General features: G+C 37.4%; 7 protein-coding genes. 6 read left to right on the top strand and 1 reads right to left on the bottom strand.

The genetic code is table 11. The features are described 5' to 3' along the window. From panF to AC1Q8L_RS24085, 5 genes are all read left to right on the top strand, one after another. A complete protein-coding gene (gene panF, locus AC1Q8L_RS24105) occupies positions 1 to 1,434 on the top strand; it encodes a sodium/pantothenate symporter (RefSeq protein ID WP_016080713.1) in 1,434 nt (477 codons plus the stop codon). Positions 1,435 to 1,556: 122 nt separating this feature from the next. Then, on the top strand, positions 1,557 to 2,489 hold the full coding sequence (locus tag AC1Q8L_RS24100; protein ID WP_000756465.1) for a nucleoside hydrolase: 933 nt from the start codon (positions 1,557 to 1,559) through the stop codon (positions 2,487 to 2,489). A 117-nt stretch (positions 2,490 to 2,606) separates the two neighbouring features. Continuing rightward, positions 2,607 to 3,716 carry a serine hydrolase gene (locus AC1Q8L_RS24095; RefSeq protein ID WP_000751368.1) on the top strand — a complete coding sequence of 370 codons (1,110 nt, stop codon included), beginning with the start codon at positions 2,607 to 2,609 and terminating at the stop codon, positions 3,714 to 3,716. A 101-nt stretch (positions 3,717 to 3,817) separates the two neighbouring features. Continuing rightward, a complete protein-coding gene (argH, locus tag AC1Q8L_RS24090; protein ID WP_000813967.1) occupies positions 3,818 to 5,326 on the top strand; it encodes an argininosuccinate lyase in 1,509 nt (502 codons plus the stop codon). A gap of 66 nt (positions 5,327 to 5,392) precedes the next feature. Next, positions 5,393 to 6,226 carry a GNAT family N-acetyltransferase gene (locus AC1Q8L_RS24085; protein WP_000615371.1) on the top strand — a complete coding sequence of 278 codons (834 nt, stop codon included), beginning with the start codon at positions 5,393 to 5,395 and terminating at the stop codon, positions 6,224 to 6,226. A 35-nt stretch (positions 6,227 to 6,261) separates the two neighbouring features. On the opposite strand, the gene AC1Q8L_RS24080 is transcribed toward AC1Q8L_RS24085, so the two are convergent. Continuing rightward, positions 6,262 to 7,011, bottom strand: a complete 750-nt coding sequence (locus AC1Q8L_RS24080) for a (S)-benzoin forming benzil reductase (protein WP_001271054.1) — start codon at positions 7,009 to 7,011, stop codon at positions 6,262 to 6,264. Between the two features lie 116 nt (positions 7,012 to 7,127). Between AC1Q8L_RS24080 and AC1Q8L_RS24075 the strand changes: the two genes are divergently transcribed. Beyond that, the gene (locus tag AC1Q8L_RS24075) at positions 7,128 to 14,600 is read left to right on the top strand and encodes a DUF11 domain-containing protein (RefSeq protein WP_098311800.1); all 7,473 of its coding nucleotides are present in this window, start codon (positions 7,128 to 7,130) and stop codon (positions 14,598 to 14,600) included. The last annotated feature ends 39 nt before the right edge of the window (positions 14,601 to 14,639 follow it).

Below are 14,639 nucleotides of genomic sequence, written 5' to 3'. Positions count from 1 at the left end.
ATGAATTGGTATGTAATCATTCCAATGATAATTTCGTTTATCGTTGTATTTTTAATTGGTGTATATGCTTCAAGACGCGTGCAAGCAACAGCACATAATAAATTTTTACAAGAATATTTTCTTGGTGGGCGTGAGTTAGGCGGTTTATTATTAGCGATGACAATGATTGCTACGTACGGTAGTGCAAGTAGCTTTATTGGTGGTCCCGGTATTGCTTACAATATGGGGCTTGGATGGGTACTATTATCTGCGATTCAAGTTGTAACAGGATATATCGTTTTAACGGTTATCGGTAAAAAGTTTGCAATTATTGCTAGGAAGATGGAAGCAATTACTCTTATCGATTATTTAAAAGGGAGATACAATAATAAAGCAGTTGTTATACTCTCTGCGTTATGTATTATTATCTTTTTATTTTCAGCGACAGTAGCCCAGTGGGTCGGCGGTGGACGATTAATCGAGTCACTAACGGGTCTATCGTATACAACAGCACTATTTTTATTTACTTTTTCTGTACTTGTGTACGTATTAATTGGTGGATTTCGTGCAGTCGCGCTATCAGATACATTATTAGGAATCATTATGTTAGTTGGAACGACAATCATTTTAATTGCTACTGTCATTGCTGGTGGTGGAATTGAAAAGATTATGCAGGAACTTGTTCAAATTAATCCAAATTTAATTACACCATTCGGAGCAGATGGCAGTTTAACGAAATCATATGTTACATCATTTTGGATTTTAATTGGAATTGGCGTTGTAGGTTTACCGCAAATTAGCGTGCGTGCCATGTCTTATAAAAATTCAAAAGCTATGCACCAAGCTTTAATAATTGGAACAGTTGTCGTTGGTACAATTATGATTGGTATGCATTTAACAGGTGTATTTGCAAGAGTAGTACTTCCAGGTATAACGGTACCAGATAAAGTAATGCCGCTACTCGCGATGGAAGTGTTGCCACCTTGGTTAGCTGGAGTTTTCTTAGCTGCACCAATGGCGGCGATTATGTCTACAGTAAACTCTTTATTATTACTTGTAAGCTCGTCAATTATTAAAGATATATACGTAAATTACATAAATAAAGATGCAGCAGACAGTACGATAAAAAAAGGAAGTTTGTGGATTACTGGTATTGTAGGGCTACTCGTTTATGTAGCGGCGATTAAACCACCAGATTTTTTAATATGGCTAAATTTATTTTCTTTCGGTGGATTAGAAGCAGCATTCATTTGGCCAATCGTATTAGGGTTATATTGGAGAAAAGGAAATGCTACGGGAGCGCTTGCTTCCATTTTCGTTGGAGTAGGTTCATATATGTGTATTCATCTTTTCTATCCAAATCCGTTCGGTATACATACAGTTGTCTTCCCAATTTGTTTTGCGTTTATCGCTTATGTTATTGGAAGTATGAGTGCTGTAAAAAAAACAGTATAGGTTAGCTGAAGAACGTAGTCCTTATAAGACTGCGTTTTTTCGTATGAATTTGTTCTTTTTTATTCTGTATATCCACGTTTATTCATAAATTAATAACAACTGAGGGGATGGAGTTGAGGTCGATGAAAAAAGTGTTATTTTTAGGAGACCCAGGCATTGATGACTCTTTAGCAATTATGTATGGATTGTTGCATCCTGATATTGATATTGTTGGGGTAGTAACGGGATATGGAAATGTAACACAAGAAAAGGCGACAAGTAATGCCGCATATTTATTGCAAATGGCAGGACGGGAAGATATACCTGTTATTAATGGTGCGAAAATTCCTTTATCCGGAGATGTTACAACGTATTATCCAGAAATTCATGGGGCAGACGGTTTAGGGCCAATTAAACCTCCAAAAACTTTTTCGCCAAATATAAAGCCTTTTTGTGCATTTTTTGATCTTCTTGAAAAATATAAAGGGGAATTAATAATAGTCGATGCTGGTAGATCAACAACACTAGCGACGGCATTTATTTTAGAAAAGCCGATGATGAAGTATGTGAAAGAATATTATATAATGGGCGGTGCTTTCTTAATGCCTGGCAATGTAACACCAGTCGCAGAGGCGAATTTTCATGGTGATCCGATTGCGTCGCAATTAGTTATGCAAAATGCTAAAAATGTGACATTAGTACCACTTAACGTTACATCTGAAGCAATTATTACGCCGGAAATGGTAAAATATATTACGAAACACTCTAAAACGAGTTTTAATAAGTTAATCGAGCCGATATTTACGTATTATTATAAAGCTTATAGAAAGTTAAATCCGAAAATAAAAGGAAGCCCAGTACATGACGTCGTTACAATGATGGTTGCGGCAAATCCATCCCTTTTAGACTATGTATATCGTCGTGTCGATGTAGATACAGCTGGAATTGCAAAAGGAGAGAGTATTGCTGATTTTCGGCCTCAACCTGATGCAAAAGCATTAAAAAATTGGGTGCGAATTGGTTGGTCGTTACATTATAAAAAGTTTCTTGAGGATTTTGTGAAATTTATGACGTAGACATAATAGGAGCATACAAGTTAAAATAATGGAGATGGTTATTTAAATGACCATCTCCATTATTTTGTTTTTTAATCATAAATAGAGAAGAGTTACACAATAGGAGAGGAATTTTACTTGAAAAAAACTATAGTATGCGCAGTAATTGTGGGTATTTTTGTTTTGCTAATATCGGGTAACTTTTTAGTGAAAAAAGTGTGGAGTTCAAATAATGATGATGCACAGTATATTGCATCTTTTATTGAAGAACATAAAGATGAAAAAAATAGTGCGCTTCTAGTAAAGAGAAATGATAAAGTTGTTTATTCTGTAAACCCAAATGTTGTATTGCCAGTTGCTAGTACGATGAAATTAATTGTGGCGCTTGAATATACGAAACAAGTTACTGAAGGGAAAATTGATTCGTCTAGTTTTGTGTCGATTAACGATGTGAATCGCTATTATGTGCCGAATACAGATGGTGGTGCACAAGATAGATGGCAAAAGTATTTGGAGAAGACGGGCAAGATAACTGAAGGAGCGGTTTCTTTAGAAGAAGTGGCAAAAGGAATGGTTAAGTTTAGTTCGAATGCAAATGCTGAATACTTAATGGAATTGTTAGGATTAGACAACATCAATCGAAATTTACAAAGTTTATCACTTCCTGCACATCAACCACTATTTCCAATCGTTTCATCTTTGTATATCCCGGGATATTTGCATAAAGAATTACATGTTCCAAAATATAAAATAGAGAAAAAGTTAAAAGAAATGTCTCAAGAGCAATATCGTGAATATTCGATGATTATTCATGAACGCTTAAAGAAGAAGGGACCATTATTACAGAAGGAAATTCCGCTTTATTTAGAGGAACGTTACGACAAAATTTGGTCAGATAGATTACCAGCAGCTTCTGCAAATGATTATATGGTATTACTTCAAAAGGCAAACCATAAAGGTGGCTTGACAGAAGCTGAAGAAAAAGTGTGGGCAAATATCGTTGAAACAGACATGAGTGCTAAGAAATACCGTAAAACATTTAGACATGCTGGACAAAAGAATGGTTACACACCATGGACGGTTACAAAAGCGGTTTACGCTATGGATAAACGTGGAAACTGTACAGAAATTGTGTTTTTGGCGAACAATTTAAATGAAGACGATAGTGCAGAAATACGGAAACATTTAGCAAACTTACATTTCCAAGTGTTGCAAAGTGATAAGTATGATGCGACTTTTATTAAATAAACTCGGTGCAGAGAGCACCGAGTTTATTTTTATGTACAGGCACTTTTTTTCTATCAATGGGTATGATGGGTAGTAATACTTAGGTGAGAGGGGAAAAGGTGATGAAACAGAGTAAGGAAGAGTTTATAAAGAGTGAAGGCGCTGATTTCCCTGGAAAAACATATGTGGATTGTGTATTACAACATGTATTTGATTTTCAACGAAATTACTTATTGAAAGATATGTTTCAAGTGCATAAAGCACATATTACGATGCTGACTGAAGAAAGTTTAATAAAAATAGAAGAAGCTAAAGTTATATTAAACGCACTTAGAAAAGTAGAGCGAATACCAAAAGATAAATTGGTATATACAGAGCAGCATGAAGACCTCTTTTTTTTAATCGAACATTTAATTTCTCAAGAAGCGAAATGCGATTTTGTAAGTAATATGCATATTGGTAGAAGTAGAAATGATATGGGTGTAACGATGTATCGCATGAGTCTAAGGCGGTATATATTACGATTAATGGAACATCATTTGCTATTGCAAGAAAGTGTACTGCAACTTGCTGATGATCATAAGGAAACGATCATGCCAGCTTATACACATACACAACCGGCACAGCCAACAACATTTGGTCATTATACTTTAGCAATTTATGATACGATGCAAAGAGATTTAGAACGAATGAAAAAAACGTACCAGCTTTTAAATCAGTCTCCAATGGGGGCGGCTGCACTCTCTACAACAAGTTTCCCGATTAAACGAGAACGAGTTGCTCATCTACTTGGATTTACAACTGTAATTGAGAACTCATATGATGCTGTTGCCGGAGCGGATTATTTATTAGAAGTTAGCTCGCTACTTATGGTAATGATGACGAATACGAGTAGATGGATTCATGACTTTTTGTTGTTAGCAACGAAAGAATATGACGGTATTACTGTTGCAAAGCCATATGTACAAATTAGTAGTATTATGCCGCAAAAACGAAATCCGGTTTCAATTGAACACGCTCGTGCAATTACGAGTAGTGCTTTAGGAGAAGCATTTACAGTATTTCAAATGATTCATAATACACCATTTGGTGATATTGTCGATACGGAAGATGACTTGCAGCCATATTTATATAAAGGGATTGAAAAGGCGATTCGTGTTTTTTGTATGATGAATGCAGTGATCCTAACGATGAAAGTAGAAGAAGAAACGTTAAAAAGTCGTTCCTATAAACATGCAATAACGATAACGGATTTCGCTGATGTTTTAACGAAAAATTATGAAATTCCATTTCGGCATGCTCATCATGCAGCAAGTGCTATTGCAAATATGTCATTGGAGCAGAAAAAAGAACTACATGAATTACACTTCAAAGATGTAAATATGTATTTGCAAGAACATTTTAAAATAAATTTATTAGAAAAAGAGTGGAAAGAAATTATATCGCCAGAAGCTTTTATTCAAAAAAGAAATGTATACGGTGGACCGAGTAAAAAAGAAATGAAGCGTATGATTAAAAATCGAAAAGAGTCCTTTCGAAAAGAAGAAGATGTATTTGAAAAGGAAAAACAGAGAATTTTACAAGCTGAAAATGCCTTGAATACATTAGCTTTGAATATTATTGAATCGTAAAAGAGGGATTTAATGAATTAATCGCCAATACTTAATTAAAATATAAATAGAGAGAAGAGATTGTCGATGATTCAATTACATGTATATGAAGAGATTTTTCATTTTAAAGAAGATGTTACACCATTTCTAGAAAAGAATGAGCAGGAAAACAATCTCATATTAGGTGTATTACAAATGGTTCAAGAACCGATATTTATGGGGATAGCGAAACAAGGAGAAGACATTGCGGTTGTATTTCTGCAAACAGAAGAGAAGAAACAAATCATTGTTGCAACTTCTGAAATTTCGGGAGTAGCTATTGAGGAACTTGCAAAAGAGTTAACGAAAGTATATCCGGATATTCCTGGATTGATCGGTAATAAGAAAATTGTACAGAAATTAGCGGAAGAGATTGCGGTATTAGAAAATAAGAAAATGAATGTTGCAATGGAGCAAGGTGTGTATGAGCTGAACAGAGTAAAGAAGAAGTGTAATGCGAACGGACTTTTCCGGGCGGTAAATAATGATGAATTACCATTAATAGAACAGTGGATATATCAATTTTGTGAAGACGTAAAGCTTCCTACTACGAAAGAAGAAGCAAAACAAACTGCGCATACATTAATAACTACAAATCGACTGTTTGGTTTGGAAGTAGATAGGAAACTTGTTTCTGTAGCTGCAAAAACGAGACCAACGAAAAATAATATAACAGTTAATTTCGTATACACGCCGAAAGAAGCAAGGAAAAAGGGATACGCATCTAATTGTGTAGCGGCACTTAGTCAACGTATGTTAGATGAAGGGTACAAGACGACTACGTTATATACTGATTTAGCGAATCCGATATCGAATAAAATTTATCAAGAAATCGGTTATGAGCAAATTGCGGAGTCTGTGCTTATATTTTTAGAGAAGTAAAACAAAAAGGTGTGCAATTTTAGCACACCTTTTTGTTATTCATCAATTCTAATAATCTCGCCTTGAGGGAAGTCCTCAGTTTCTAGTAAGTTACGAATAGCTTTCGCAACATATTCAGGTGATAATAGTTTTCCTTCTTCTTTTAATGCAATGAAGCGATCCAAATTTATGAAATCTTCTTTATTTGTTTCACGAATTTGTGATTGCATATTTGTATCAACAACACCAGGTGCAAAAGCGACGATTTTTACTGGATATTCTTTTTCTACTTCTTCAGTTGCTACGCACTGTGTAAACATATTTACACCAGCTTTCGTTGTACAATAAGCGCCCCAGCCAAAGTAAGGGTTTTTTCCTGCACCAGATGAAATGTTAATAACGCGTTTATCTACTTTCCAGTCTTTCGTATGTTTCATAAATATAGATGTAAGAATCATAGGTGCAAGTAAATTAATGTGAACGTTCGTAATGAATTGTTCGCTTTCAGCTTTTTCAATTGGCTTCATAGGTGCAACTGTACCCGCATTATTAATTAAATGAATAGAGGATACATTGTCTTTTTTAATAGATGAAATGATCTCTTTAAAGTTAATTTCTAAGTTATGTACATCTTGAAGATCTAGGGAATGAAAAATGCAATTGCTGTTATATTGCTCTGCAAGTTTTGTAAGCTCTTTATTTTCTCTTCTAGAAATAGAGATGACAGTTGTATTTTTTTCTAATAATTGCGTAGCGATTGCCTCACCTAAACCTTGTGAAGTTCCTGTTATGATAACGTAGCGCATAGTTTTATAAACCCCTCTCATATGTGCGGAATTTTGTTGGACAACGTACATTGTATAGTTTGTCTACATTTTATAGTATAGAGCACTTTTTACTATAATTGAAATGAGATGATTGTGTGCCTTTTATAAATAGGTTTACGACAACAGTACCTGGTGCCGTCACGTTTACTGGGAATACGCTGGGACTTAGCCCTACATCACCTGCACCAGGTAATATTTTTGGTACACTTGCTGTGTTTACGACAGTAAATACAGCGTTGCAAGTACCAGGATTCCCAGCAGGGACAACAGATGAGTGGCAATTGAATTCTTCAAGTGCAATTTTAAATCTTCCAGCGGGGAGCAGTGTGTTATATGCAGAATTAGTTTGGGCTGGTACTTTCCGGACTGATACGGAAGATGTTTTACCATTTTTAAATGATAACATTACATTTACAACGCCAGCAGGGACGTTTTCTGTTACGCCAGATCCTGCTACCGCGCAGCAAGGTTCAGTAGGAAACCAGTTTTATTATGCTCGCTCTGCCAATGTAACGAATCTTGTTAGTGCAGGTGGAGCAGGCACATATACAACAGGTGCCGTGCCAGCTGCAAGAACTTCAGCTGACCCGACAATCAGTCGTTCAGCTGGATGGACGCTTGAGGTTGTGTATCAAAATGCAAGTTTACCACTTCGAAATTTGTCAGTATATGCAGGCCAAGAAATTATTGATGCTTCATCACCACCAGTTGATGCTACTATTTCAGGATTTGCTACGCCGGCAACAGGAGCTGTTACAGGAAGAGTGCTCGTAACTGCTCAAGAAGGCGATTCTAACATTGTTGGAGATCAACTTCGCTTTGGACCGAATGCAAATGCTACAGTTGCATTATTCGGACCGAGAAATCCTGCGAATAATTTCTTTCAGTCACAAATTTGTAATGATAGTGGAAATTTAGATACGAGCGGCACGTTTGGAGATTTGAATCAGCCGTTAGGGGTAGCTTTGGCCGTCCGAAGACAAGGGTGGGATATTACGAATGTAGATGCCTCCTCATCTTTAGTAAACAGTCAAACATCAGCAACGGTTCGATTTGTTACAAATGGAGATGGATACGCAGCAGCTGGTTTTGGTGTTCAAATTGATGCAACAGGTCCAATTATTAATCCTGTTAAATCAGTTAATAGAACAGTCGCGGGGGTAGGGGATACTCTCACTTATACAATTACGGTCCCAAATACAGGAACAGGAAGTGCAGAAAACGTTGTATTACGTGATAGTATTCCGAACGGAACGACGTTTGTTGCAGGTAGTGTTACGGTAGGGGGAGTAACACAGCCGAATGCAAACCCTGCTAATGGAATTAGTTTAGGTACAATCCCAAATAACACGCAAAGAATTGTTACATTTCAAGTTCGAATAACATCATTCCCGAATCCCAATCCTATTTTAAATCGTGCAATGGTGTCATATCAATTCCGTCCCTTCGTTGGTAGTCCTCCTATTACAAGTACGTCTTCTTCAAACACAGTACAAACGACAGTGAACCAAGCAACTATTAGTATGCAAAAATCTGTAGATTTACAGACGGCAACACTTAATGATGTATTAACGTACACAGTTAATGTCACAAATAATGGAAACGTCACTGCGAACAATGTTATTTTTGTTGATAGTATCCCTGCTGGAACAACATTTGTCGCAAATAGCGTTACGGTAAATGGAGTAGCGCGTCCAGGAGCGAATCCAGCAAGTAGTATTAATCTTGGAAGTATTAATGCATCGCAAACGACTGTAGTGCGCTTTCAAGTTCGAGTAACATCGAACCCTCTTGTCAATCCAATTCCAAACCGTGCGAGTGTAACATTTAACTTTACTCCAGTGCCTGGTCAACAACCAGTTTCAGGGCAAGCGACAAGTAATACTGTAGTTACGACAATTAATATAGCTGATATAACAACGAGAAAAACAGTGGATAAAGCTTTTGCAACGGTTAACGACGTTCTTACGTACACGGTAACAATTCAAAATACAGGAAATGTACTTGCAACGAACGTTATTTTTCAAGATCCGATCCCAATTGGAACGACATTTATCGCAAATAGTGTGACTGTGGATGGGGTTTCACAACCTGGGGTAAATCCAGCGACTGGGTTTACAGTAGCTAATATATCTCCTGGCGGAAGTAGGACTGTTACATTTCAAGTACGAGTAACATCTACACCATCGGGAGGTACGATTGCGAATCGCGGAAATGTATCTGCTAATTTCGTCGTTATTCCGAATCAGCCACCGATAACAATTAATAGACAAACGAATACAGTTGTGACACAAGTTAATACAGGCGGTTTAAATGTAATAAAAGAAGTAAATACAACGCAAGCGGCGGTAGGGGATACTTTAACGTACACAATTGCCGTCCAAAATACAGGGAATGTTCCGTTAACAAATGTATTTTTCCAAGACCCTATTTCTTCTGCTGTTTCATTTGTTGCAAATTCTGTAACAATTAATGGAGTACAGCAAAGTGGACTAAATCCGAATACAGGATTCTCTCTTCCGAATATTCCTGCGGCTCAAACGGTTGTAGTCACATTTGACGTAGTAATTGTACAGAATCCAGAAAATGAAGATATTTTAAATCAAGCAAATGTAACAGCAAGCTTTCAAGTGAATCCGAATGAACCACCAGTAACAATCAATGTACCGAGTAATGTTGTGAATACGACAGTACAATCAGGAAACTTTGAAGTTGTGAAAGCAGTCAATACGGATGTTGCAACAGTAGGGGATATTTTAGTATATACAATAGAAGTCATAAATGCAGGTAGTGTACCAGCTACGAATGTATTTTTCCAAGATTCAATTCCCCAAGGGACATTATTTATTGAAAATAGTGTAGTTGTGAATGGTGTTTTACAAGAAGGGGCAGATCCAGAACTTGGATTCCTATTAAATAATTTGCCTACTGGCGCCAGTGTTATTGTTACATTTGAAGTATTAATTGATGAAATTCCCCAAGGAAATAATGTTGTAAATAATGCGAATGTAACTGGAGATTTCCTTGTAAATCCAACAGAGCCGCCGATTACTGTAACAGTACCAAGTAATACTGTTATGACGATCGTGAATTCTTCAGGGTTAAATGTAATGAAAAGTGTAAGTGCTACTGAAGCCGGTGTAGGAGATACGTTAACGTATACAGTTCGTATACAAAATAGTGGAACGGTGACAGCGACAAATGTATCATTCCTTGATCCGATTCCAGTTGGAACCACTTTTGTAGCGAATAGTGTAACAATAAACGGGACACCTCAACCAGGTTTAAACCCGACAACTGGATTTCCACTTGCTAATATTCCAGTAGGAGGAATGGTGACGGTCACTTTTCAAGTGACAATCACGAGTGTACCACCAAATAGAGTTCTTCCGAATAATGCGAATGTCACTGCTGATTTCCAAGTAAGTCCTCTCCAGCCACCAATTACAATTGTAACGATTAGTAATATTGTTGTGACGCGAGTGAATGTAGGATCACTTAATGTAATGAAGAGTGTAAATACACTACAAGCCGGTGTAGGAGATACGTTAACGTATACGATTCTTATTCAAAATACAGGAACTGTTCCTGCAACGAATATTGTTTTTCAAGATCCAATTCCGTCTGGTACTGCCTTTGTAGCAAATAGTGTGACGATAAATGGAGTCGTACAGCAAGGCGCGGATCCTATGCTAGGTTTCCCGGTACCAAATATTCCGGTCGGGCAAACGGCTACGATTACGTTTCAAGTTACAGTGACGAGTGTTCCGAGCGGTGGAAATATAAGAAACCAATCGAACGTTACTGCAAGTTTTCTTATAAACCCAGCAAACCCTCCAATAACGACTGTTACAAATAGTAATTTTGTAGTGACGCAAGTAAACACAGCACAGTTAAATATACAAAAATCTTCATCTGTACAACAAGCAGCACTTGGAGAAACTTACACGTATTCTGTTGTCATTCGAAATAACGGTACAGTAACAGCAACGAATGTCTCTTTCCTTGATCCAATTGCTTTAGAAACAACTTTTGTAGCAAATAGTGTAACGATAAATGGAACGCCACAACCTGGATTTGACCCGAATGTTGGTTTCCCGCTTCCTAATATTGCAGCTGGAACATCATTGACAGTAACGTTCCAAGTTACGGTAGTTGCACCGTCTACACGTGGAGCAGTATTAAATACAGCATCTGCTACAGCCACTTTCTTATTAAATCCTTTACAGCCACCTGTAACAACAACGAATTCAAGTAATACAACGGTAGTTACAATACCGTTACCTCCTCCTGGTGAAGTAACTGCAACAAAAACAGTTGATGTTGCAACTGGGGCCGTTGGGGATGTATTAACGTATACTGTGCTCATTTCAAACGTAGGAATTATCCCTGTTACAGATGTGTTCTTCCAAGATGTCATACCAGAAGGAACGACGTTTGTTGACAATAGTGTAACGATAGGTGGAGTGCAGCAACTTGGTTTAAATCCAGAAATAGGATTTACAGTTACTCCATTATTAATCGCTGGTGGAAGTATTGAGATCACATTCCAAGTGACGATTACAGAAATTCCAGATAATGAAGTCATATTAAATGATGCAGATGTTACATTTACTTCACAACCAAATCCGCAGGAACCACCGATTACGGAAACGATATTAACAAATTTAGTCGTTACGACAATTAATATAGCTTTTATTTTTCCATTGAAACTAGTAGATAAAGAAGTAGCGACGGTGGGAGAAATATTAACGTATGATGTATTGATTTTTAATTTCGGAACAGTGCCAGCGACGAATGTTCAATTTATCGATACTACTTCCGCGGGTGTAGCATTTGTACCAGGAAGTGTGAGCATAAACGGGGTACCAGCACCAGGATTAGATCCTTTCATTGGTTTTACAGTTCCAGATATACCTGTCGATGATTTTGTACTTGTCACATATCAGGAAGTGGTTACAAGCATACCAGAAGGTGGAACGATTGTTAATTTTGTAGACGTTACAGCTACATTTGCTGTAAGTGAAACAGAACCGCCTATTACGGAAACAACGACAAGTAATACGACATTAACAGAAATCAATGAGCCTGGTTTGAATGTTTTAAAATCAGTGAGTCAGCCGGTTGTCGCAGTAGGCGATACAATCACATATACAACAGTAGTTCAAAATACAGGAACAGTGCCAGCAACGAATGTTCAATATAGTGATGTATTACCTTCCTCTATAGCATTCGTGCCGAACAGTGTAACGATAGATGGTGTGTTACAACCTGGATTCAATCCGAATAATGGATTCCCGCTTCCAGATATAAATCCAGGTGAAAGTGTAGAAGTCATCTTCCAAGTAACCGTTGTTAGTGCGCCATCAAACGGAACAATTGCCAATACGGCAAATGTAACTGGAAGTTTTGTATTAGTACCAGGAGAACCACCAGTTATAGTAACAGAGCCGAGCAATACAACACTTACAACTGTAAATAGAGGGCAATTTAATGTTATTAAACAAGTAAATAGGGTTGCTACTCTCGTTGGAGATATATTAACGTATACGGTTCAAATAACGAATACAGGAACAGTAACAGCTAATGCTGTTCAGTTTGTTGATACCATTTCAGCAGGAGCGTCATTTGTACCAAATAGTGTAACGATAAATGGAGCCTCGCAACCAAACTTAAATCCAATTACTGGATTTGGAGTTGGTGATATACCGGTAGGTGAAACAGTTATAGTGACGTTTCAAGCGACAGTTACAAACATCCCGTCATCAGGAACAATTACGAACGTTGCAAATATAACAGGAAGCTTTACTTTAGTGCCAGGAGAACCACCAGTTGTAGTAACAGAGCCGAGTAATACGACGATAACTAGAGTGAATAGAGGACGATTCAGCGTTATAAAATCTGTAAATAAAGAAGCGACACGATTAGGAGATACGTTAACGTATAGTGTGCAAGTGACAAATACGGGAACGGTAACAGCAACGAATGTTCAGTTTATCGATGTTCCATCACCTAGTTTAGAATTCGTTCCTGGAAGTGTACAAATAAATGGGATTCCGCAAGTAGGTTTAGATCCATTTGTAGGCTTTGCATTGCCTGATCTTGCAGTAGGGGATAGTGTATTAATTACATTTGAAGTAAATGTAATCGCAGTTCCGCCTTCTAGTAGCATTATGAATACAGCAAGAGTAACGGGTGATTTCGAATTGATTCCAGGAGAACCTCCGTCTACAATTACCAATTCAAGTAATACGACGGTTACGCCGGTAAATAGAGGCAGCTTAGATATGCTAAAAGAAGTAGACCATTCAGTTGTTGGTGTAGGAGAAACGGTAACGTATACTGTTCGTATATTAAATACTGGTACTGCTGATGCAATGAATGTTCAATTTATCGATGTGCTATCTCAGGAAGCTGATTTCGTTCCAAATAGTGTAACGATAAATGGGGTTCCGCAACCGGGGTTAAATCCGCAGATTGGATTTACGATACCTGATATACCAGTTGGTGAGACGTCACTTGTAACATATGAAGCTACGATTACAAGTTTTCCGGATGGTGGTACAGTAGTGAACGTTGCTGGGGCGTTAGCAGAATATATTTTAGTACCAGGGGAGCCGCCAGTTACAGTGATGGATACAAGCAATACAGTTATAGTGACGGTAAATACTGCAATCTTATTTGTTGCAAAAGGAGCAAACTTTGAAGTAGCAATGATAGGGGATGTTGTCACTTACGGAATCGCTGTTATAAATGATAGTACAGTTCCTGTGACCAATATTGTGTTAACAGATATCATTGATCCGAATACGCTATTTATAAATGGTACGGTAACGGTAAATGATGTACCTCTTCCATTTGCTAATCCGAATACTGGTATTCCGTTAGGTGATTTTCAGCCAAATGATGCAGCAATTATTAATTTCCAAGTTGTAATAATAGGAGGGCAAGTAAATAATTTAGTTACAAATACTGCTACAGCGAATGGGCTTGCAACTGTAAATCCGAATGAGCCGCCAGTAGTAGTTGAAGGTGATAGTAATACAGTTGTTATCCCGTTTATTCCTCAAAATGTCTCAACGACAGTCGTAAAAACGGCAGATTTACAGGTAGCAACAATTGGAGATGTCATTACGTTTACGACAGTCATCACAAATACGGGTGATACTGTAATGCAAAATATTCGTTTTCAAGATATGTTAGATAGTAGTGTTCGATTTGTTCCTGGAAGTGTAACGGTTGATAATACGCCAGTGCCGAATGTAAGCCCGGCAGTAGGGTTTCTTATCGGAAGTTTAAATCCTGGTGAAGCAAGGACAGTTTCGTTCCAAGTAGCAGTACAGAGCGCGCCAAATGGTTCAGGAAATTATATAAATCAAGCGAGTATTCGTTTTGAACATCAAGTAGGCACAGTATTGCCACCTGTTACACAAATAGTAGAAAGTAACATAGTTGTCATTCCATTTGTTCCAACGATTGAACACATTTGCGAAACAAACTTTAATTGCTTAGATAAGATTCCATTTCAATGTTCTCCGTGTAATCATTTGCATGGACATAAAAAATAAAAACAGAAAGAGCATCCAATTATTTTTCAGGATGCTCTT

It is taken from the genome of Bacillus sp. GW823-FHT06A11, from assembly GCF_058795355.1.
The sequence above is the reverse complement of the archived record's forward strand: the minus strand, read 5'-3'. Positions and strand labels throughout refer to the sequence as shown.

Bases quoted from the DNA above. Each gene is read 5' to 3' on its own strand.
- AC1Q8L_RS24100 (WP_000756465.1), top strand. From the start codon at position 1,557: ATGAAAAAAGTGTTATTTTTAGGAGACCCAGGCATTGATGACTCTTTA.
- AC1Q8L_RS24085 (WP_000615371.1), top strand. From the start codon at position 5,393: ATGATTCAATTACATGTATATGAAGAGATTTTTCATTTTAAAGAAGAT.
- panF (WP_016080713.1), top strand. From the start codon at position 1: ATGAATTGGTATGTAATCATTCCAATGATAATTTCGTTTATCGTTGTA.
- argH (WP_000813967.1), top strand. From the start codon at position 3,818: ATGAAACAGAGTAAGGAAGAGTTTATAAAGAGTGAAGGCGCTGATTTC.
- AC1Q8L_RS24080 (WP_001271054.1), bottom strand. From the start codon at position 7,011: ATGCGCTACGTTATCATAACAGGAACTTCACAAGGTTTAGGTGAGGCA.